Raw genomic sequence first — 21,962 nt, 5'->3', positions numbered from 1 at the left:
AGGAAAGACCATGCAAGTTTATCAATGCTGCGAGTTAATTCGCGTTACTTACTCTCAAATTGGCAGTGGTGATCAAGGCTATATTCCAACCGCTATCAAGTGTGTAATTAAAACCTTGGATGATATTGCCGCTAATCCTGAGTTACCACTCACAGTGCGAGAGCAAGCGGCTTTTGCGGCAGCCAACTTACTGATCAGTGATCACGAGGATTAATAGATGGATTTATCAAAATTTGAAACCATGGATACTGTAATGTTGATGAGTATTGTCAATATGAAGATTCGTGATGAATTTAATAGCCTTGATAACCTGGTAAAATTTTTTGATATCGACCGTGAACAACTGATTGAAAAATTAGCCACAGGCGGATTTGATTTCTTACCAGAAGTGCAGCAATTTCGTTAACGCTGACTTATAAGCATCAAATAAAAAAACGGCACTCATCAGTGCCGTTTTTTTATACTTATTAAATAGCATCTCTTTGGTGTAATGACGCAATTAGCCTTTGAATATCGGCAGTACATCAGCCATCGCTAATAAATGGAAACACGCAGTTAATACTCCAAAGATTATTACTGCATACACTGTGACATTGCCTCCAGGTACGACAAAACCTTGTCGTTCAGGCTGACGTTGACGTAATTTTTTAGCCAATAATGCGGGAATAATACAAGTCCAGATAGTTGCGGCAGCACCTGCTAAGCCAATTGCGGCCACAAAACCAAATGGGGCAAATAATGAAAAGACTAATGGCGGAATAAAAGTTACTCCCCAAGCTTTAAAACGGCCTTGGTTGGTATCTTCAAAGCCAAATAAATCAGCTAAGTAATCAAATACACCTAGCCCGACCCCGATAAACGATGATACTACCGCTGCAATTGAGAAAATATTAAGTGCTTGTTTAACGCTATTAGAGTTCACCACTCCACCTAATGCTGTCATTAACGCATCGACACTACCACCAGCGGCAACAATCGGTCCAAATTGTGTGCGAGGTAAATTACCAAAAATGCATACCACCCAAATCAGATAAAATGTTAAAGCAATAAGTGTTCCACCCAAAATAGCATTTTTAGCGCGGTTTTCATCGCGGTAATAATCACGCATGGTACTTACGGAATGATGATAACCAAAAGAAGTTAATGCCACGGGCAGGATAGCAAGTGCATAAGGAGAAAGATCTGCTTGTGAATCAATACTATCAAGTAAAGTCGGCAATTGGATATTAGCTGCAAGCCCTGAAATACCAATCACAAAACTGATAATCATAAATAGAATCAGTAAAATCGAGATTCGATCAACTGCACGGGTTGAGTGAAGCACAAACACAGAAGAAGCAATCACAAATAATACCGAAGCGAGTTTGGGGTTAATATCAAGTAAACCGCCAAAAATCATACCTGATGATGAAATATAGGCATAAAGCAAAATACCACCGACAAAATACAGCGATAAATTATTGATCGCATTGACTTTGCCTTTAAGCACATCTTTTGTAATGGTGTTAAATGATACTTTAAACTCATAATGCTTTAATGCTTCAAGTAATAACCATCCAGATAACGTCATCATCACCATCGTTACTGAGATCGCAAGTACCGTCCATAATGTCCATGCGCCAGCACCTGCACTTGGTAACCCAAGCATTCCTGCACCTACGCATACACTAGCAATAATGCATGCACCTCCAAGTGTCGATGGTTTACTCATAATCTATCCTTTCTCGCCATTACGTCGTATCAGTGAACTAGTACGATAATATGCATCGATCATTTAAGCAACAAAAGAATATCTATCTGAATAAATATTTATTAAACAATCGCATATGTTAATAAATTTAACATATGCGAATTAATAATTGTTTTAGGACGAATAACTCAACGTTTATGCCCGTAACCATTCAAACTCGACTGCTGTGGTTGTTGTCGAAGCCGTAGCAACAAACTCTTCCACCACAAACACCCCTGCTACTGCAACTAATTGCTCACCATAAAATAGCATTGGTGTACGACGACGTAACCAACTCGGTACCTTATATTCTTGCAGCAATTTTTTAAACTTACGCTTACCACTACGTCCTTGAGGCTTGATTTCCGGCCCTAAGTAATCAAATCGCACTGATACTGTTTCGTTAGTGTAGGGAGGCCTTAAGGTTGCAGAGGCGGTCTGTTTTAGCGTTACCACGCCAAGCTCTTGAGGCAAATGGCAGTCTTGATTAAGGTATAATGGTTGCTGCCAATCACTGATGTCAGGCCATTGCTGTAATAAATACAACTGCTGTTGATAACGACGTACTTGATATTGCTGCCAACACACTTGTGGATTAGCATCCGCCTTTGCTTGCACAAGGTTAAACCAAATTTGTTCAAGCTGAGCTAATGAAGGCATGATCACCGCTTGTTGTTTTAGCCACTGTCGAACCAATGCCATCCCCAAACGAGCACTGATATTTTCAGCAATTCGCAAACTACCATCAGCCTGTCGTGCTTGTTGTAACTGAAAGCTTAATAACTCTTCTAATAAGCCCTCTTGTTCACCACATAAATGTGCACTACGAGTAACGGCTTTACGTATACCTGGCCAGCGTTCGTTGAGCAACGGAGTTATTTGATGACGAATAAAATTACGATCATAACGTTGGTCTTGATTACTTTCATCTTCAACCCACTGTAGCTGGTGCTGAGCGCCATAAGCTTCTATGTCTGCGCGGCTAACAGAGAGTAATGGCCGTAAATGCTGCCCACTGGCAAAGGTTGTTAACACCGGCATTGCCGCTAACCCTGCCGGGCCACTACCGCGTTTTAAAGCTAATAATACCGTTTCAATTTGATCATCAGCATGTTGCGCAGTCAGCAATGTATCACCACATTGAATATGCAGTGATAACGCCTGATAACGGGCATCACGAGCGGCTTGTTCGACACTCGCTCCACCGCCTAACTCACACCGTACTCGCTCAATCTCACAACCAATACCACTTGCTATTGACCAAGTAACACATTGCTGCGCCCATGTATCAGCATTAGTACTCAATCCATGATGGACATATACCGCATGAGCTCGATAATCACGGTGTTGATCAATAAAACGCGCCAATAAATCTAGCATGACCCGTGAATCTAACCCGCCACTTAATGCCAACACTAATCGCTTAGTTACAGGTGGATTGGCAAGTATTTGATGACAAAAATGAGAATACAACATTGGCTTATATCTTTAACAAACAGATCATCTAGTCTATACCAGAGCCGAATCAACCAACACCAACAAACGGCATTGACTACCATAAACATATAAAAAAAAGGCCAGCACTTATGCTGACCTTTGTTAGACGTAGAATAAATAGCGATTAGCAGTAACCGTAACTCATTAAACGTTGGTAACGACGCTCAAGTAATGCTTCAGTATCAAGCTGATCTAATTCTTCTAGGGTCGCTTTAATTTGTGCTTTTAGCGTATTAGCCATTAGTGGCACATTACGGTGTGCGCCACCCAATGGCTCTTCGATAATATTATCGATTAGCTCAAGTTCTTTTAAACGTGGAGCTGTCAGTCCCATCGCTTCAGCGGCTTGTGGCGCTTTATCAGCATCACGCCATAAAATTGATGCACAACCTTCAGGTGAAATTACTGAATAGGTTGAGTATTGCAACATGTTAACGCAATCACCGACACCAATTGCTAATGCACCACCTGAACCGCCTTCACCAACCACATTACAAATAACGGGTACTGTAAGACCTGCCATTGCTTTTAAGTTAGCAGCAATCGCTTCTGATTGACCGCGTTCTTCTGCACCAACACCAGGGTATGCACCCGCAGTATCAATAAACGTCACAATCGGCATTTTAAAACGCTCAGCCATTTTCATTAAGCGCAACGCTTTACGGTAACCTTCAGGTTTTGGCATGCCAAAGTTACGTTTCACTTTTTCAGTAGTACCACGACCTTTTTGATGGCCAATCACCATAATTGGACGACCATCAATACGTGCAATACCACCAACTAATGCTTTATCGTCAGCAAAAGCACGATCACCGGCTAATTCATCAAACTCTTCAAACATATGTTCGATGTAATCAAAAGTATATGGGCGCTGAGGATGGCGTGCGAGTTGCGCAACCTGCCAGGCACCAAGATCACCAAAGATTTTCTTAGTTAATTCGAGGCTTTTCTTTTCTAGTTGCTCAATTTCTTTTTCAAGATCAACCGAGTTAGACTCATCACGGCGTGATACATCACGTAGTGCTTCAATCTTTGCTTCTAATTCTGCAATCGGTTGTTCAAACTCGAGGAAGTTCAGGCTCATACCACTTAAAATCCTTTTGCTTATTTTAATGATAGGGTTTGGTTATACCCTACCACAAATAACAAGCTAACTTAATTAAACTCAAGCTCGACCTGTTTATCACCTAAGAGCATTTTCAAGTCCGACAATAATTTATCGGCAGGCGTTACGCGCCACTCTGTTCCTAGGGTAAACTTGGCCCGAGCATTCGAGCGCTGATAATACATATGAACAGGAACAGTTCCTGCTCTATGCGGTTCCAACACTTGGCTGAAACGGGAAAAAAATTGTTCGTCAATTTGCTCTTCAGTAACTGAAATAGCAACACCACGAAGATGTTTTTCTCGTGCTTCTGAAATATCGAGCACTTCACGTGCTGACATTCTAAGGCCACCATTGAAATCATCAAAGCTGACCTGTCCAGATACGACCACTATTTTGTCTTTTTCAAGCAAATCAATGTAACGATCGAGAGCATCGGTGAATAACATCACTTCCATACGACCCGAACGATCATCTAGTGTCATTAAACCAATACGGCTACCACGCTTGGTGGTCATCACACGAGCAGCAATCACAAGCCCAGCCACAGAGGCGACTTTATCACGCCCAGTTTGCTGCGCATCTTTTAAGCGCCAAGTGGTGTAATGCTTTAATTCAGAAATATAAGCATTAATCGGATGACCGGTTAAGTATAACCCTAATGTTTCACGCTCACCTTCAAGCCAAACACTTTCAGGATCTTCTGGAATATTAGCATAAGCATGCTCAACTTCTTCAGGGGCTGCGGTTAATACACCAAACATATCAGTCTGACCAAATGCTTCAGCCTGATGATATTGACTGGCCGCTTTAATTGCATCATCTAATGTCGCTAACATTGCTGCACGGTTAGGGCCTAGACGATCTAATGCACCTGATTTAATTAACTTTTCAAGCACACGCTTATTGACTTTTTTAGTATCAATACGGGCACAGAAATCAAATAAATCTTTAAAGTGGCCGTCCTTTTCACGGGCACTAATGATATTTTCAATCGGGCCTTCACCAACCCCTTTAACCGCACCAATACCATAAACAACCGCACCATCTTCATCGACATTAAATCGATATAGACCTTTGTTAACATCCGGCGGTAACAGCTTTAGCTTCATGCGATGACATTCATCAACCAAGCTAATGATCTTATCGGTATTATCCATATCAGCCGTCATTACCGCAGCCATAAACTCAGCCGGATAATGGGCTTTTAACCATAATGTTTGGTACGATACTAACGCATAAGCTGCCGAGTGCGATTTGTTAAAACCATAACCGGCAAATTTCTCTACCAAGTCAAAGATCTTCATCGCCAATTCGCCATCGACACCGTTATCGATAGCACCTTGCTCAAATACGGCGCGCTGTTTCGCCATTTCTGATGGTTTTTTCTTACCCATCGCACGACGTAACATATCGGCCCCACCTAGGGTGTAGCCAGCCAGTACCTGTGCGATCTGCATTACCTGTTCTTGATACAGAATAATACCGTAAGTAGGATCAAGAATTTCTTTTAACGATTCATGTTGCCATTTTTCATCAGGGTAAGATACCGCTTCGCGACCATGTTTACGGTCAATAAAGTTATCTACCATGCCTGATTGCAATGGACCTGGGCGGAACAAGGCCACCAAGGCAATCATATCTTCAAAACAGTCAGGTTGCAGACGTTTGATCAAATCCTTCATACCACGGGATTCGAGTTGGAATACCGCTGTTGATTCTGATCGTTGCAACATATCAAATGACTTCTTATCAGCCATTGGGATTGCTGCAATATTGACCGGATCTAACCCTTGCGCTTTAAGCCGAGGGTTAATCATCCCTAACGCCCAATCAATGATGGTTAACGTTCGCAGACCCAAGAAGTCAAACTTCACTAAACCTGCAGTTTCAACATCATTTTTATCAAATTGAGTAACAGGGTTATTTCCTTCCGCATCACAATACAATGGCGCGAAATCAGTAATTGTCGTTGGTGAAATGACCACACCACCAGCATGCTTACCCGCGTTACGTGTCACCCCTTCTAGAATGCGACACATATCAATCAGATCACGAATTTCTTCATCAGCCTCATAAGCCTGACCCAGTTGCGGCTCAGCATCAAAGGCTTTTTCAAGCGTCATGCCCGGTTCTGCTGGTATTAACTTAGAAATACGATCGACAAAACCATATGGATGTCCAAGCACACGACCAACATCACGAATAACCGCTTTCGCAGCCATGGTACCAAAGGTAATGATCTGTGATACTGCATCACGACCGTACATTTCCGCAACGTGGTCAATAACCAAGTCACGCTTATCCATACAGAAATCAATATCGAAATCGGGCATCGATACACGTTCAGGGTTCAAGAAACGTTCGAAAAGTAAATCAAATTCTAACGGATCAAGATCGGTGATTTTAAGTGCATAGGCCACTAATGAACCTGCACCAGACCCTCGACCTGGGCCTACTGGTACATCGTTATCTTTTGACCATTGGATGAATTCCATTACGATCAAGAAGTAACCAGGGAACCCCATTTGGTTAACTACTTTTAATTCGATATCAAGACGTTCATCATATTCAGGGCGGCGAGCAGCACGCACTTCAGGATCAGGGAATAAAAACTCTAAACGCTCTTCAAGACCTTGTTTAGATTTAACAATCAAAAAGTCTTCGATACTCATGTCACCGGTCGGGAAATTCGGCAGGAAATATTCCCCTAAACGCACAGTAACATTACAACGTTTGGCGATTTCTACTGTGTTTTGCAGAGCTTCTGGAATGTCAGCAAACAGCTCACACATTTCATCTTCACTACGCAAATACTGCTGATCACTATAAAGCTTAGGTCGATTAGGATCGACCATAGTATAGCCATCATGAATAGCAACTCGAATCTCATGAGCATCAAATTGCTCAGCACTCAGTAAGCGCACATCATTGGTAGCAACCACAGGTAAGTCATATTTTTCAGCGAGTTCAATCGCGAAATGCAGGTAGGCATCTTCATCAGCACGACCAGTACGTACCAACTCTAAATAATAACTGTCAGGAAAATAGGTTTGATAAAAAGCAACACAAGTCTCTGTCAGCTGTTGGTTACCTTTTAGTAATGCACGCCCAACATCGCCTGTTCTGCCACCTGATAAAACAATTAATCCTTCACGATGTTTAATCAGCCACTCTTTATCAATCACAGGTTGATGCTGAACATGACCACGCTGATACGCTTCTGAAATTAATAATGTCAGGTTTTTATAACCCTCATTATTGGCAGCAAGAATGGTGAGTTCAAATAATTCATCGCCCATTTCTTGGCTTTGTACTTTAAAATCAGCACCAATAATCGGCTTGATGCCCTCATCATGAGCAGCAAAATAAAACTTCACCAAACCACATAGGTTAGTGAAATCGGTGAGAGCCAATGCTGGCATGCCAAGTTCAGCTGCGCGCTTAACGATAGGTTTCACTTTCGCCAAGCCATCGATCATTGAATAATCACTATGAACTCGAAGGTGGATAAAACGTGGTTCTGCCATGACAACCTAATTCATTACATTACTTAATTAACAAAAATTATACCCGATCGAGGCGTAATTCGTCGTATAAAAAAAGGCGATACCAAATGGTTCGCCTTTTTATCACTCAATCACCGCGGCTTAATCAAGACCCAGCACGCGTTTAACGGGTTTAAAACTTTTTCGATGCTGTTCAATCGCACCGTATTGCTCTAAAGCAGCAAAATGGGCTTTAGTAGGATAGCCTTTATGCTTGGCAAAACCATACTGCGGAAATTCAGCATCAAGGACATCCATTTCACGATCGCGAGTCACTTTAGCAATAATGGATGCTGCACTGATTTCAGCTACCCGTAAATCGCCTTTTACCACGGCTTGTGCCGCCATCGGTAATACAGGGGTTTTGTTGCCATCAATCAATACAAAATCAGGTTGAATATCAAGCCCTGCAACTGCACGCTGCATCGCAACCATCGTCGCTTGTAAAATATTTAGCTGATCAATTTCATCGGCTTCACAACGACCAAGAGACCACGAAAGTGCTTTTTGTTTAATTTCATCAAACAGCAGGTTACGTTTTTTCTCAGTCAGTTTTTTAGAATCGGTTAACCCTTCTATCGGGTTATTAGGATCTAAAATCACCGCGGCAGTCACGACCGCACCCACTAATGGACCACGCCCCACTTCATCAACCCCCGCAATACACTCAGCTTGCGGATAGACAAAAGGAGGAAACTGTTGTTTTTCAGCCATAATAACTATGCCTTATTGATTAATGCTAATACTGCTTGTGCCGCTTGCTCATCTGCATTACAACGAATAGTTTTATGCATTTGTTCAAACTGAGCCATCAAAGCTGTGGTGTCACCATAAAGAATGTTATCCACTTCATGGAATAACTTTTCAGGGGTACAATCTTCCTGCAGCAACTCAGTGACTAATTGACGATCAGCCATAATATTGGGCAATGATACATACTTAGTCTTTAGCATTCGCTTAGCAATCCAGGCTGTTAGTGGTTTTACTTTATAGCCAACGACCATTGGACGCTTCACTAGCATACACTCTAATGCCACCGTGCCTGAGGCCAATAACACTGCATCAGCAGCAATCATCACATTCCGTGCAGTATCATCAACTAACACAAAATCTAATTCAGGGGCTGTTTGTTGCCATGCCTGTTCAAATTGAGCTCGACGTTTTTCATTGACCAACGCCACCACAAAACCTAACTCAGGGTGTTTTGCTTTAAGTCGCTGACAGGTTTGAATAAACGGCTCAGCAAGCATTGCCATTTCACTACCACGGCTACCAGGCAGTACCGCCAACCAGCGCTTAGTGGGATCTAAACCAAGTAACTCACGTGCCGCAACTTGATCGGTTTGAAGTGGAATAGCATCAGCCATGGTATGGCCGACAAACTGACAAGGCACATTAAACTTATCGTAAAATGCTTTTTCAAATGGCAGAAAAGCCAGTACTAAGTTAGTTGCCGCTTCAATTTTAAAGATCCGCTTTTGACGCCATGCCCATACTGACGGACTGACATAATGCACGGTTTTAATACCACGATCCTTTAAGTCTTTTTCAAGTCGTAAATTGAAATCAGGTGCGTCAATGCCAACAAACACATCGGGCGGATTATCGCTAAAATGCTGTACTAGTTCAGCTTTAACTTTAAATAACCGTGGTAAACGACCAAGGACCTCAACGATCCCCATTACGGCAAGCTCTTCCATATCAAACAGTGCTTCACAGCCTTGTGCTTGCATGCGAGGCCCAGCAACACCAACAAACTCTGCATCAGGATAACGTGCTTTTACCGCTTGAATAAAACCGGCACCTAAAATATCGCCGGAGATTTCTCCGGCGACAATTGCTATTCGAAGAGGCTTCGTCATTAGCGAATAATACCGCGTTCTGAGTTATCAAGCACTTCAGAGAATCGTGCCACTGATGGCCAATCTTTCGCCATTTCAGCAAGTACTGGCTTCACTTCAGCCAATGTTTTCCCTGAACGATAAATCTCTTTGTAAGCACGACGGATAGCGTGTAATTCTGGTTTTTCAAAACCATTACGCTGCAGACCGACGATATTAAGCCCAAACGGTTTAGCATGATTACCTTGTGCCAACACATAAGGTGGTACATCTTGCACTACCGCAGAACAACCACCAATATAACTATAAGCACCAACGGTACAGAATGGGTGAATAGCTGATAATGCCATTACGCCAGCGTAATCACCAACGGTAACATGGCCACCTAGAATAGAGTTATTACCAATATGAGTGTGATTTCCAACAACAACATCATGCGCAATGTGAGCATTTACACATAATAGGTTGTCATTACCCACAACCGTCACACCTTTATCTTGAGTAGTACCACGGTGGATCTGCACGCTTTCACGGATCACGTTGCGATCGCCAATTTCTAAGCGAGTTGCTTCACCACTAAACTTCTTGTCTTGGCACTCTTCACCAACAATCGCAAACGGGAATATACGGTTATCTTTGCCGATAACAGTTGGTCCTTTGATGACAACATGAGACATCACCTCAGTGCCTTCACCAATTTCAACCCCTGTTGCAATATAAGTAAACGGGCCAACAGTGACGTTAGCGCCAATGATTACCCCATCTTCAATCACTGCAGATGGATGAATTTTTGCACTTTCATGGATCATGAGAATACTCGTCTTGCACACTTAAGTTCTGCTGAACATACCGTCTCGCCATCAACTTTAGCGACACCATTAAATAGCGCAATACCACGACGCTCTTTAATAAATTCAACTTCTAAAATCATTTGATCACCAGGTACTACTGGCTTACGGAACTTTGCTTTATCAATACTTGCAAAGTAGTACAGTTCATTTTCAGCAGGAGCACCAAAGGTTTTAAAAGCTAATAAACCTGTCGCTTGTGCCATCGCTTCTAAAATTAACACGCCAGGAAATACCGGCATTTTAGGAAAGTGACCCGTAAACTGTGGTTCGTTAACTGAAACATTTTTAATCGCAGTTAGGGTTTTACCTTCATCATAATTGGTAACACGATCAATCATAAGAAATGGGTAACGATGAGGAAGAAGTTCCTGAATTTCGGTGATGTTTAACGTCTTATTTTCGGTCGTCAAAACTAAATTCCTGTTCTAAAAACATGTAAAAAAAATGCTATGAAAATGCAAAATGGCCTACACAAAGGTAGGCCAATCAATGTTGATGAAAATTATTCGCCTTTTGCTGCTAGTTGTTTTTCAACTGCTTTTAGGCGTTTATTCATTTCATCAATTCGATGAACCCGAGTTGCTGTTCGACGCCATTCTTTGTTGGGTTGTAGTGGAATACCTGAAGAATACATACCTTTATCTTCAATACTACGCATCACCATTCCCATACCGGTAATTGTTACGCCATCAGCAATCTTAATGTGACCATTAAGCACAGAAGCGCCACCAATAATACAATATTTACCAATTGTAGTACTACCAGCAACAATAGTACCACCCGCCATGGCTGTACCATATCCGATCTGCACGTTATGCGCGATTTGCATCTGATTATCAATAATGACGTTATCAGCAATAACAGTATCTTCTAACGCACCACGGTCAATGGTTGTACACGCACCAATTTCGACGCGATCACCAATACGAACTGAACCAAGTTGCGGGATCTTAACCCACTCGCCTTTATCATTGGCATAGCCAAAACCATCAGCACCAATAACGGTACTTGATTGTACTAAACACTGTGAACCCAATACTACATCATGGTAAATAGTGACATTTGCCCACAGCTTGGTGTTGTCACCAATAACCGCATTTTTACCGATAAAACAGCCAGCACCAATCTGCACGTTATCACCTAATTGTACGCCAGCTTCAATCACGGCATTGTGACCAATAGCGACATTACTACCCAAGGTCGCCGTTGAATCAACATACGCTGATGGCGCAATATCTGTTGCAGCTACCGGAGTTGTATCAAGAAGTTGAGCCACTAATGCATAACTAAGGTAAGGATCTTTTACGACTAACATGTTGCCGTTGAAAAACTCGACATCCGCTTCTCGTAGCATTACTGCATCCGCTTGACACTCAATAAGCTGTTGGCGGTACTTGCTATCAGAAAGGAACGTTATTTGCCCGCTAGCAGCTTTGCCCATCGACGCAATAGAGTGAATTTCAACACTACCATCACCACGTAGCTCGGCACCTAATTTATTTGCTAATTCAGCAAGCGTTATTACAGCCATATTATTCTATCTCTCTTGTAACAACAGCCACATAAGGTGGCTGTTAGATCAAAAGTTGTAGCTGACCCTGCCAGCTACAACGTTTACCACAGGGCGACTGTTTTATTTTACAGCTGCAATAACTTTAGATGATAAGTCATCGCTCTTGCTTGCAAATAATACCGCTTGTGCGTCTAGTACAACATTGTAGCCATTTTTCTTCGCTACAGTGTCGATAGCTGTACGGATCTTCTTAACTAACTTTTGCTCTTCTTCCATACCACGACGACGTTGATCTTCAGCTAGTGCTTTTGCTTTTAGCTTATAATCAGAATCAAGAGCTGCAAGTTCACGTTGAATATCAGTACGCTGTTTAGGTGTCATTAATTCACCGTCACGCTTCATCTTGTCGATTTTGGTTTTCATTTTACCTTCAATCGCACGTAATGCTGCTACGCGACCACTGAACTCTTTTTGCAATTTTTCCTGCACTTTATAACGCGCCGCTAACTCAGACATTGCCTGACCTGTCGACACATAACCGATTTTTTGTGCAGCTTCTGCTGCATTGGCATACATAGATGAAGATAAAATTACTAAACCTAAACTTGCTGCTTTAATCCACTGTTTCAAAAGACTCTCCTTAAAAATTAGAATGACTGGCCAATGGTGAATGTGAAGAACTCTTCATCATCCCCTTCATATTTCTTGATTGGTTTAGCAACCGAGAATACAAGTGGACCCATTGGAGACATCCACTGTAATGCAGCACCGTAAGACGCTCGAATCATACCTGGATCTGAGTAATCAGGTAATGAACTTACGTTAGTATAATCAGGGTGGAATTCAGTATCCCATACTGAACCCGCATCAACAAAGAAACTAGTACGTACTTGATTTTTAATTTCTTGTGAAGCAAACGGGGTTGGAACAATTAGTTCCATACTTGCGAGTGCAATCGCATTACCACCGGTAGATTCGTCGCTCACCACACCTTTTTGGTTATTGCCTTGGCCTTGACCATAAACCGCTTTTGGACCAACAGTGTTTGAGCGGAAACCACGAATAGTGGTAAAACCACCGGCATAGTAGTTCTCATAAAATGGCATCAATTGATCGCTGCCATTATCAGTTTTACCGTAGCCGTTACCGTAACCTAACTTACCGCGTAACAATAAGGTGTAGTCTTGTTTTTCCGTTAATGGAATATATTGACGCACATCATATTGAGTTTTGAAGTACTGCGAATCAGAACCTGGAATCGTCATCTTAAATGACGCACTCTGGTAATTACCTGAAGTCGGGAAATAACCGCGGTTTAAGTGGTTACGCGTCCATGCCACAGTCCAACTGTAGTCATCAAGTGAAATTGCGTTATCACTATCCTGATCAAAACCATGAATCTTTTTGAACTGCTGGATCTGATAGTAATCTTGAATATTAGAGATCTTATTATGATCATAACCAAGACTAAAATCGAAGTAGTTCAATTCATTATACGGGAAGCCCCAAGTTAAACTTGCGCCATAACTTTGGTTAGTATAATCCGAGATATTAGCATCAGATGCTTCAAACTCGTTGTAGTAAATTTTACCACCCAAGCTAACGTTATTGATCGTAAAGTACGGATCTTTATATTCAAGACTAATGTTTTTAGAGTAATCATTGGTCATTGCATTAATGCCAAACAGATTACCAGTACCCAAGAAGTTTTGTTGGGTTAAACCCGCCTGAAAACTAATACCAGATTCAGTACCGTAACCGACACCAAAGTTAACACTGCCTGAGTTTGCTTCTTTAACCTTGTACTTCACATCAACTTGATCGTCAGAACCAGGTACACGCACAGTTTGTACATCAACATTTTCAAAGAAACCGGTGCGGTTTAAACGTTGTTTACCCGTTTCAATCGCTTTACCGTTTAACCATGAGCCTTCCATTTGACGCATTTCACGACGTAATACTTCATCTTTAGTCGTATTATTACCACTAAATTCAATATTACGTACATACACACGCTTACCTTGTTCAACATTAACGATCAACGTCACTTGATGTGCTGCATCGTCAAATTCAGGCATGATGGTAACTTTTGGATAAGCATAACCTGCTTTACCCAATTCACGTTTCACAGCTTCTTCTAATGCAGTAACTTCTGCACCATTGTAAACACTGTCAGGTTTAAAGGTCACCAGTTTATCAAATGCCGCAACACGGCCAGCAACGTCACCTTGGAACTTAACGTTTTTAACCTTGTATTGCTCACCTTCATGAACTTTTAGGGTAATGTACACGCCTTTTTTATCAGGAGAAATAGCAACATGCGTTGATTCTAGACGGTACTTTAAATAACCATTATTTAAATATTGCGAGCGTAATGTTTCTAAATCGCCTTGCAATACTTGTTTTTGATACTTTTCATTGGCCATAAAGTCCCACCAAGGCACACTGTCCTTAAGTTTGAACTTACTGATCAAATCAGCATCACTAAAAACATGATTACCAAGGATATTGATCTGCTTAATTTTAGCTGATACGCCCTCAGTAAAGACAAATTTCACATCAACACGGTTACGCGGTAAAGGCGTCACAACCGCTTCTACAGTGGCATTATACTTACCGACACTGTAGTAGAAATCTTCTAGACCTTTATCGATCTTAGATAAGGTTGTTCTATCTAACGCTTCACCAACACGCAGACCTGATGCTTCAAGATTCTCTTTTAGCTGCTCATCTTTGATGGCTTTATTACCCGCAAAGGTAATATCTGCAATAGTTGGACGCTCTTTTACATCGACCAGTAACGTATTACCGTCTCGATATACCTTAATATCTTCAAAGTTGCCGGAAGAATAAAGAGATTTGATCAGTGCTGAAATATCCTGTGGATCAACGGTATCACCAACGCGAATTGGCATTTTTAACAATGCAGCGCCCATAGTGACTCGTTGAAGACCTTCAAAACGAATGTTATCAACTACAAATTTATTTTCCGCGCTATGCGCAACGCTACTTGTCAAAAGCAGCGATGCGACTAACAGTTTTTTAATCGCCATTACTGTACTGATTATTCCTTGCTAAATACGCATTTATTAAAGTCGGGTAAAATCATTGAATAGCGCAACCGCCATTAACGCAACCAAGATGGCTGATCCCACTCTATAGCCAATATCCTGAATTCGTTCAGATACAGGACGACGAGTTACCGCCTCAACAGCAAAAAACATTAAATGTCCGCCATCAAGCACAGGTAAAGGTAATAAGTTTACAATGCCTAAGTTAACACTGATCAACGCTAAGAAACCAAGGAAATACACTAAGCCAAACTCGGCAGTCATTCCAGCCCCTTTGGCGATAGAAATCGGCCCACTGAGGTTTTTCATTGCAACATCACCAGTAACAAGCTTAGTGACCATATCAAACGTTAATGATACTAATTGACCGGTCTTTTCGGTCGCTTTTATCGCCGCATCAATCGGACCAAACTGCAAATTAACTTTGTATGATGCTGGCCAAGGTTCAATACTTGGTGCCAATCCTACATAGCCAACTTCTTTGCCATCAGCTTCTACTTTTACACGAGGCGTCAATGATAGCATCATCGGTTCTTCATCACGTAAAACTTCAACTTGTAGCGTTGTTCCAGGATGTGTACGAACAGCATCAACAAATTGCTGCCACTGCGTTACTGATTTATTATCTACTGCGACAATCTTATCATTTAATTTAAATCCTGCATCACTTGCTGCACTATTATCAACAAGTTGTGAAACAGTTAGCGTAATTGGCGGTGTAAATGGGGTGATCCCCAATGTCGTCAATACTCGCTGTGATTCAGGATCAAATGACCAATGAGTTAAATCAAGTGTACGTGAAACAACAACCGAACTGTCAGGCTCTTGTGCTGTTATGACCACTTGTTTATCACCGATTTGGGAAATTAATGCCATATTAGCTGATTCCCAATCAGATGTTTCGAGTCCCGAAACTGATTTTAGTTCCATTCCAGGAATAATTCCCGCTTTTGCTGCAATTGATTGAGGAGCAACTTCGCCAATGATTGGCTTTAATGCTGGAACCCCAATCAGATAAACCACCCAATAAGCGAAAATAGCAAACAAAAAATTTGCCATCGGCCCTGCAGCAACAATAGCACTTCGTTGCCAAATTTTCTTATTATTAAACGCCATATGACGTTTCTCTGGCGGTACTTCTGCTACCCGCTCATCAAGCATTTTAACGTAACCACCAAGTGGTATCATGGCTAATGTATATTCAGTGCCATCTTTGCCTGTGCGCTTAAACAAGGCTTTACCAAAACCAATAGAAAAACGTTCAACATAGACACCACAGCGACGAGCAACCCAAAAGTGACCAAACTCATGCACTGCGATAAGAATACCAAGAGCAACTAAAAAAGCGCTTAAATTACGGATAAATTCAATCATGCAAATTCCTTCGCAATAATGTCTAATGCAAGCTCACGTGCTTGTTTATCTAGCATCATTACGGCATCAATATCATTAGGTTCAGTTAATACTGCTCTTTCTAACACTAGCTGGTTTACTTTCGCAATATCAGTGAAACGGATCTCTGTGGCTAAAAATGCAGCCACCGCTATTTCATTAGCAGCGTTTAGAGTTGTAGTCGCGGCTTGTCCTTGATAGCAAGCATCAATAGCTAATTTTAAGCATGGGTAACGCTCAAAATCAGGCTCCATAAAGGTAAACTCGCCGATCTTACTAAAATCAAGTGGTGCAACCCCCGCATCAACACGTTCAGGATAAGCCATTGCACACGCAATCGGAGTACACATATCGGGCAAACCCATTTGTGCGATGACCGAGCCATCTTTGTATTGCACCATTGAATGGATCACTGACTGCGGATGAATAATCACTTGCATCTGCTCACGGCTAGCATTAAATAGCCAGCGTGCTTCGATGTATTCTAAGCCTTTATTCATCATAGTTGCAGAATCAACCGAGATTTTAGGCCCCATTGACCAGTTAGGATGTGCAATCGCCATCGCTGGAGTAACGGCATCTAAGGCACTGATCTCAGTATAGCGGAATGGACCACCTGAGCCGGTTAATAATACTTTACTTACTCCAGAAGCTGCTAAATCACAACGTCCCATACGGCGCTGAATATTAGCCGGTAATGCCTGAAAAATTGCGTTATGTTCACTATCAACAGGTAATAATTCCGCACCATATTGTTCACATGCATCAATGAACATTTGGCCCGTCATTACCAACGCTTCCTTATTAGCTAATAAGATCCGCTTACCTTTTTTAACCGCAGCCATAGTGGGTAATAAACCCGCCGCACCAACAATTGCCGCCATCACAGTATCAACTTCATCTAATGCAGCAACGTGACAAATGCCTTCATCACCACTTAATACTGTGATATTCAAACTCGCTTGCTTAATCAATGTCTCAAGTTGAGCTGCAGCGGTTGCAGATGCCATTGCAGCATATTTGGGTTGCCATTGCTGACATAATGCAAACATCTTTTCAACATTAGAACCCGCAGCTAAAGCGGTCACTTCAAATGCATCAGGGTTTTGAGCAATTACCGCTAACGTACTACTACCAATTGAGCCCGTCGCACCAAGAATCGTTAACTTACGCATAAAATCACTTACAGTTACAAAAAAGGCAGCGAAATAGCTGCCTTTAGAAAAGATGGCTATTATTAATTATATTAGCCACAGATAGAGCAACGCAAATACAGGGATCGCTGCAGTTAAACTATCAATTCGATCAAGAATACCGCCATGCCCAGGCAGTATATTACCGCTATCTTTAATGCCTGACACTCGTTTAAACATACTTTCAACTAAGTCGCCCAAGACAGAAATAATCACCGTGACAATCGCAATAAAGAATAATTGGCCTAATGATGAAAACTCAATCGATAATAAGCATGAACCTAACCAGGTCACTAAAATAGCAAGACAGGCTCCACCAATAAGCCCTTCAATGGTTTTATTTGGACTCACTGCAGGCGCCATCTTATGCTTACCAAAGCGCTTGCCAGAGAAATAAGCGCCAGTATCGGCAGCCCACACTAATAAGCACACTAGTAAAACTAAGCAAGCACCGTGATACGGATTATTGTCATAATTCACGGCACGGAGCATTAAAATACTCCAAAAAAAAGGCAATAATGTGAGCAAGCCAAAAATTTGTTTTAAAAACGGTTTCTTTGACCAGAAATCTGCACTTTTAGGATAACTAATCGCTAATGCGGATGCGACTAACCACCATAAACCACCAATAAGTAATATAGCGCGATAGATGCCATCAGGGTGAGAAAGAGAAGCAGGATCTGTGGGTAATAGCGCGATACTTGCTCCCAGCATGATCGTCGGTAAAATCATCGTATTGATACGTGATGATGCGTTAACGAACTGCGTCCACTCCCAGAAACCAACTAAGGTTATTGCAGCCATCGCAATAATAAAAGCAGGCAACGGCAGAAAAAATATTCCTGCAATGACGAGTGGCGCGAGGATTAGCGCGGTAATAATTCGTTGCTTGAGCAAACTGCGTCCTCTTTTATATAGGAGATATAATATTTAGTATCGGAAAAAACCGTTACTTAAACAATAACGCCAACACACAACCCTGCGCATTGGCGAAAATAATGTCTTTTATTTTAACAAAGCTTGTATCTGCTCGCCAGTACAACCAAAACGACGTTCACGATTCACAAACCATGCCACAGCATCAACTAAACTTTGTTCATCAAAGTCAGGCCAATGTTGTTCCGTAAAATATAATTCCGCGTAGGCGGTTTGCCACAGCATGAAATTACTAATGCGACATTCACCACTGGTACGAATTAACAGATCAACATCAGGTAAGCCTTGAGTCACTAATCCCTGTGCTAAATCTTGTTCAGTCAGAGATTCAATATCAAGTTGTTGTTCAATAACACGCTGCATCATTTGCTTTGTGGCTTGAAGAATATCCCATTGACCGCCGTAGTTAGCAGCCACATTTAGCACTAGCCCTGTGTTATCCTCAGTTAATAGCTCTGCTGCAGCGATTTTTTTCTGCAAACGAGTACTGAAGCGACTTTTGTCTCCGATAATACATAATCGAATATTATTTTTATGTAGTCTTTTAACTTCACGACCTAAAACGGTCATGAATAATTCCATTAGTAATGAGACTTCATCCTCTGGACGACGCCAATTTTCACTACTGAAAGCAAACAGTGTAACAACTTTAATACCAAGTCGATTTGCAGTAGAAACGGTCTTGCGTACTGCTTCTACACCTGCTTTATGGCCAAATACTCGCGCTTTACCTTTGGCTTTAGCCCAACGGCCATTACCATCCATAATCACTGCGATGTGTTGTGGAAGATAGTCGGCTGAAGGAACAGCGTCTATTGAAGGTTGTGCCATATTTATCCCTCAAAAAAAAAGCGCCGTGCTGCCGCACAGCGCCTTAACTTTGTCAGCTAAATTAAGACAATAATGTCTTAAACTTCCATTAGCTCTTTTTCTTTCACTTCAAGAACAGCTTCAATATTCTTGATAGCTTCATCTGTTAGTTTCTGAACTTCATCTTGTGCACGACGATCATCATCTTCAGAAATTTCTTTATCTTTTAGTAAAGATTTAACTGTTGCATTAGCATCACGACGAATATTACGCACAGCTACACGGCTTTGTTCTGCTTCTGCACGTACAATCTTAACTAGATCACGACGACGCTCTTCTGTTAGCGGTGGCAATGGTACACGAATTACCGTACCCGCAGACATTGGGTTCAGACCCAAATCAGACATCATGATCGCTTTTTCAACTTTTGGCGCAAGCTCACGGTCAAAAACAGTAATCGCAAGTGTACGAGAGTCTTCAGCAACTACGTTAGCAACTTGGTTTAGCGGTGTGTTTGCACCGTAGTACTCAACATGGATAGTATCAAGTAGGCTTGGATGTGCACGACCTGTACGGATCTTTACTAGTTGGTTACGAAGCGCTTCTACACTTTTTTCCATGCGCGTTTGCGCATCTTGTTTAATTTCGTTAATCACGATAAATACCTTAAATTATGCTGTCATCATAGCGCTGATTTCAGCACTACATTAAATTCACAAGGCTTAAGCGTTAGTGATCAGCGTACCTTCTTGCTCACCCATAACAACACGGCGCAATGCACCTGGCTTATTCATGTTAAATACACGAATTGGCATGTTGTGGTCACGAGCAAGAGTAAATGCAGCCAAATCCATTACCTTAAGTTCTTTTTCAAGTACGTCTTGGTAGCTCAGCTTTTCACAAAGCGTAGCATCAGGATTTTTAACTGGATCATCCGTGAACACGCCTTCAACTTTTGTTGCTTTTAATACTACATCAGCTTCGATCTCGATACCACGAAGACATGCAGCAGAATCTGTTGTGAAGAACGGATTGCCTGTACCTGCAGAGAAAATAACAACACGGCCTTGGCGTAACTGACTGATCGCATCAGCCCAGTTATAGTTATCACATACGCCATTTAAAGGAATAGCAGACATTACACGCGCGTTCACATAGGCACGGTGCAGCGCATCACGCATTGCTAAGCCGTTCATTACCGTTGCTAGCATACCCATGTGGTCGCCCACAACTCGGTTCATACCCGCTTCAGCCAGACCAGCGCCACGGAATAGGTTACCGCCACCGATAACAAGGCCGACTTGAACACCTAATTCAACGAGTTCTTTTACTTCTTGTGCCATACGGTCAAGAACTTGAGCGTCAATACCAAATCCTTCTTTACCTTGTAGTGCTTCACCACTTAGTTTTAGAAGAATACGTTGATAAGTTGGTTTAGGGTTTGTGGTCATGTTTTTTTTACCTTCCAAGCTGATTTTGAGATATGGAGTTGTAAAAAGACCGCAACGTCGGTTGCGGTCTTTGGTATTCTGATTAAAAAGGATTAACCTTTTTGAACAGCTGCTACTTCTTCAGCAAAGCTCATTTCTTGAGCTTTCTCGATACCTTCGCCAACTTCTAGACGTACGAAGTTAGTTACTGTAGCGCCAGTTTCTTTCAGTACGTCACCAACAGTTTTCTTTGGTTCCATGATGAAAGCTTGACCAGTTAGAGAAACTTCGCCAGTGAACTTCTTCATGCGGCCTTCAACCATCTTCTCAGCGATAGCTTGTGGCTTGCCTTCGTTCATTGCGATTTCAACTTGAACTTCACGCTCTTTAGCAACAACTTCAGCAGGTACGTCTGATGGGTTAACGTACTCAGGCTTAGATGCAGCTACGTGCATAGCGATGTGCTTAAGAGTTTCTTCGTCGCCGTTACCAGCAACAACTACTGCGATGCGAGCACCGTGAGTGTAAGCAGAAACTTTGTCACCAGCAATGTAAGCTACGCGACGGATAGAGATGTTCTCACCGATCTTAGCTACTAGCTCGATACGTGCTTCTTCAAATTGTGCTTGAAGCTCTTCAACTGTAGCGTGGCTAGCAAGTGCTGCATCAGCAACAGAGTTAGCGAATGCAAGGAAGCTACCGTCTTTAGCAACGAAGTCAGTCTGGCAGTTTACTTCAACAAGTGCTGCTTTACCGTCAGCATCTTTGATGATGATAGTACCTTCAGCTGCTACGTTACCTGCTTTTTTAGCAGCCTTAGCAGCACCGCTCTTACGCATGTTTTCGATTGCTAGCTCGATATCAGCGTTAGCTTCTACTAGTGCTTTCTTACAATCCATCATACCTGCGCCAGTACGTTCACGCAGTTCTTTAACTAGGGCAGCTGTAACTGTTGCCATGTGATAATCCTCAGATTTGAATTCGTTGAGTAAAAATCAGGGGCCATTATCGGCCCCTGGTAACCATTCTTAGTTTACGCAAGGTAA

Annotated in this window: 20 protein-coding genes; 2 read left to right on the top strand and 18 right to left on the bottom strand. The window is 42.0% G+C overall.

The genetic code is table 11. The annotated features are described in order from the left end of the window. Positions 1–10 precede the first annotated feature (10 nt). On the top strand, positions 11–214 hold the full coding sequence (locus PMAL9190_RS17725; protein WP_087846449.1) for a YaeP family protein: 204 nt from the start codon (positions 11–13) through the stop codon (positions 212–214). 3 nt (positions 215–217) lie between these two features. After that, positions 218–406, top strand: a complete 189-nt coding sequence (locus PMAL9190_RS17720) for a DUF4250 domain-containing protein (protein ID WP_087846448.1) — start codon at positions 218–220, stop codon at positions 404–406. A gap of 93 nt (positions 407–499) precedes the next feature. On the opposite strand, the gene PMAL9190_RS17715 is transcribed toward PMAL9190_RS17720, so the two are convergent. From PMAL9190_RS17715 to tsf, 18 genes are all read right to left on the bottom strand, one after another. After that, a complete protein-coding gene (locus PMAL9190_RS17715) occupies positions 500–1,711 on the bottom strand; it encodes an aromatic amino acid transport family protein (RefSeq protein ID WP_087846446.1) in 1,212 nt (403 codons plus the stop codon). Between the two features lie 174 nt (positions 1,712–1,885). Then, positions 1,886–3,205, bottom strand: a complete 1,320-nt coding sequence (gene tilS / locus PMAL9190_RS17710; RefSeq protein WP_087846444.1) for a tRNA lysidine(34) synthetase TilS — start codon at positions 3,203–3,205, stop codon at positions 1,886–1,888. A 145-nt stretch (positions 3,206–3,350) separates the two neighbouring features. Continuing rightward, on the bottom strand, positions 3,351–4,310 hold the full coding sequence (gene accA, locus PMAL9190_RS17705; RefSeq protein ID WP_087846442.1) for an acetyl-CoA carboxylase carboxyl transferase subunit alpha: 960 nt from the start codon (positions 4,308–4,310) through the stop codon (positions 3,351–3,353). A gap of 71 nt (positions 4,311–4,381) precedes the next feature. Then, complete coding sequence (gene dnaE, locus PMAL9190_RS17700; RefSeq protein ID WP_087846440.1) at positions 4,382–7,861, bottom strand: DNA polymerase III subunit alpha; 3,480 nt, start codon at positions 7,859–7,861, stop codon at positions 4,382–4,384. Positions 7,862–7,981: 120 nt separating this feature from the next. Continuing rightward, positions 7,982–8,593: a ribonuclease HII gene (rnhB, locus tag PMAL9190_RS17695; RefSeq protein WP_087846438.1), complete on the bottom strand. Its 612-nt coding sequence runs from the start codon at positions 8,591–8,593 to the stop codon at positions 7,982–7,984. Positions 8,594–8,598: 5 nt separating this feature from the next. After that, positions 8,599–9,741 carry a lipid-A-disaccharide synthase gene (gene lpxB, locus PMAL9190_RS17690; protein ID WP_087846436.1) on the bottom strand — a complete coding sequence of 381 codons (1,143 nt, stop codon included), beginning with the start codon at positions 9,739–9,741 and terminating at the stop codon, positions 8,599–8,601. Continuing rightward, entirely contained in the window at positions 9,741–10,529 is a 789-nt protein-coding gene (gene lpxA, locus PMAL9190_RS17685; protein WP_087846434.1) for an acyl-ACP--UDP-N-acetylglucosamine O-acyltransferase, read from the bottom strand. Before lpxA ends, lpxB begins: the two co-directional genes overlap by 1 nt. Continuing rightward, positions 10,526–10,981: a 3-hydroxyacyl-ACP dehydratase FabZ gene (fabZ, locus tag PMAL9190_RS17680; protein WP_087846432.1), complete on the bottom strand. Its 456-nt coding sequence runs from the start codon at positions 10,979–10,981 to the stop codon at positions 10,526–10,528. The genes lpxA and fabZ overlap by 4 nt, the downstream gene beginning before the upstream one ends. A gap of 92 nt (positions 10,982–11,073) precedes the next feature. Further along, positions 11,074–12,102: a UDP-3-O-(3-hydroxymyristoyl)glucosamine N-acyltransferase gene (gene lpxD, locus PMAL9190_RS17675; protein WP_087846430.1), complete on the bottom strand. Its 1,029-nt coding sequence runs from the start codon at positions 12,100–12,102 to the stop codon at positions 11,074–11,076. A gap of 102 nt (positions 12,103–12,204) precedes the next feature. Further along, positions 12,205–12,714, bottom strand: coding sequence for an OmpH/Skp family outer membrane protein (locus PMAL9190_RS17670; RefSeq protein ID WP_087846428.1), 510 nt, complete (start codon positions 12,712–12,714; stop codon positions 12,205–12,207). 17 nt (positions 12,715–12,731) lie between these two features. Further along, on the bottom strand, positions 12,732–15,137 hold the full coding sequence (gene bamA / locus PMAL9190_RS17665) for an outer membrane protein assembly factor BamA (protein WP_087846426.1): 2,406 nt from the start codon (positions 15,135–15,137) through the stop codon (positions 12,732–12,734). Between the two features lie 36 nt (positions 15,138–15,173). After that, the gene (gene rseP / locus PMAL9190_RS17660) at positions 15,174–16,529 is read right to left on the bottom strand and encodes a sigma E protease regulator RseP (protein WP_087846424.1); all 1,356 of its coding nucleotides are present in this window, start codon (positions 16,527–16,529) and stop codon (positions 15,174–15,176) included. After that, positions 16,526–17,722, bottom strand: a complete 1,197-nt coding sequence (gene ispC / locus PMAL9190_RS17655; protein ID WP_087846422.1) for a 1-deoxy-D-xylulose-5-phosphate reductoisomerase — start codon at positions 17,720–17,722, stop codon at positions 16,526–16,528. Before ispC ends, rseP begins: the two co-directional genes overlap by 4 nt. 66 nt (positions 17,723–17,788) lie before the next feature. After that, on the bottom strand, positions 17,789–18,637 hold the full coding sequence (locus PMAL9190_RS17650; RefSeq protein ID WP_087846420.1) for a phosphatidate cytidylyltransferase: 849 nt from the start codon (positions 18,635–18,637) through the stop codon (positions 17,789–17,791). A gap of 108 nt (positions 18,638–18,745) precedes the next feature. Next, the gene (gene uppS / locus PMAL9190_RS17645) at positions 18,746–19,507 is read right to left on the bottom strand and encodes an undecaprenyl pyrophosphate synthase (RefSeq protein WP_087846418.1); all 762 of its coding nucleotides are present in this window, start codon (positions 19,505–19,507) and stop codon (positions 18,746–18,748) included. 77 nt (positions 19,508–19,584) lie between these two features. Beyond that, on the bottom strand, positions 19,585–20,142 hold the full coding sequence (gene frr, locus PMAL9190_RS17640) for a ribosome recycling factor (RefSeq protein ID WP_087846416.1): 558 nt from the start codon (positions 20,140–20,142) through the stop codon (positions 19,585–19,587). A gap of 66 nt (positions 20,143–20,208) precedes the next feature. Further along, a complete protein-coding gene (gene pyrH / locus PMAL9190_RS17635) occupies positions 20,209–20,937 on the bottom strand; it encodes a UMP kinase (protein WP_060998757.1) in 729 nt (242 codons plus the stop codon). A 92-nt stretch (positions 20,938–21,029) separates the two neighbouring features. Then, positions 21,030–21,875 carry a translation elongation factor Ts gene (gene tsf, locus PMAL9190_RS17630; protein WP_087846414.1) on the bottom strand — a complete coding sequence of 282 codons (846 nt, stop codon included), beginning with the start codon at positions 21,873–21,875 and terminating at the stop codon, positions 21,030–21,032. Positions 21,876–21,962: the final 87 nt, after the last annotated feature.

The sequence above is a fragment of the Photobacterium malacitanum genome (assembly GCF_900185615.1).
Taxonomy (GTDB): Bacteria; Pseudomonadota; Gammaproteobacteria; order Enterobacterales; family Vibrionaceae; genus Photobacterium; species Photobacterium malacitanum.
The sequence above is the reverse complement of the archived record's forward strand: the minus strand, read 5'-3'. Positions and strand labels throughout refer to the sequence as shown.

Bases quoted from the DNA above. Each gene is read 5' to 3' on its own strand.
- PMAL9190_RS17725 (WP_087846449.1), top strand. From the start codon at position 11: ATGCAAGTTTATCAATGCTGCGAGTTAATTCGCGTTACTTACTCTCAA.
- PMAL9190_RS17720 (WP_087846448.1), top strand. From the start codon at position 218: ATGGATTTATCAAAATTTGAAACCATGGATACTGTAATGTTGATGAGT.
- PMAL9190_RS17715 (WP_087846446.1), bottom strand. From the start codon at position 1,711: ATGAGTAAACCATCGACACTTGGAGGTGCATGCATTATTGCTAGTGTA.
- tilS (WP_087846444.1), bottom strand. From the start codon at position 3,205: ATGTTGTATTCTCATTTTTGTCATCAAATACTTGCCAATCCACCTGTA.
- accA (WP_087846442.1), bottom strand. From the start codon at position 4,310: ATGAGCCTGAACTTCCTCGAGTTTGAACAACCGATTGCAGAATTAGAA.
- dnaE (WP_087846440.1), bottom strand. From the start codon at position 7,861: ATGGCAGAACCACGTTTTATCCACCTTCGAGTTCATAGTGATTATTCA.
- rnhB (WP_087846438.1), bottom strand. From the start codon at position 8,593: ATGGCTGAAAAACAACAGTTTCCTCCTTTTGTCTATCCGCAAGCTGAG.
- lpxB (WP_087846436.1), bottom strand. From the start codon at position 9,741: ATGACGAAGCCTCTTCGAATAGCAATTGTCGCCGGAGAAATCTCCGGC.
- lpxA (WP_087846434.1), bottom strand. From the start codon at position 10,529: ATGATCCATGAAAGTGCAAAAATTCATCCATCTGCAGTGATTGAAGAT.
- lpxD (WP_087846430.1), bottom strand. From the start codon at position 12,102: ATGGCTGTAATAACGCTTGCTGAATTAGCAAATAAATTAGGTGCCGAG.
- bamA (WP_087846426.1), bottom strand. From the start codon at position 15,137: ATGGCGATTAAAAAACTGTTAGTCGCATCGCTGCTTTTGACAAGTAGC.
- rseP (WP_087846424.1), bottom strand. From the start codon at position 16,529: ATGATTGAATTTATCCGTAATTTAAGCGCTTTTTTAGTTGCTCTTGGT.
- ispC (WP_087846422.1), bottom strand. From the start codon at position 17,722: ATGCGTAAGTTAACGATTCTTGGTGCGACGGGCTCAATTGGTAGTAGT.
- uppS (WP_087846418.1), bottom strand. From the start codon at position 19,507: ATGGCACAACCTTCAATAGACGCTGTTCCTTCAGCCGACTATCTTCCA.
- pyrH (WP_060998757.1), bottom strand. From the start codon at position 20,937: ATGACCACAAACCCTAAACCAACTTATCAACGTATTCTTCTAAAACTA.
- tsf (WP_087846414.1), bottom strand. From the start codon at position 21,875: ATGGCAACAGTTACAGCTGCCCTAGTTAAAGAACTGCGTGAACGTACT.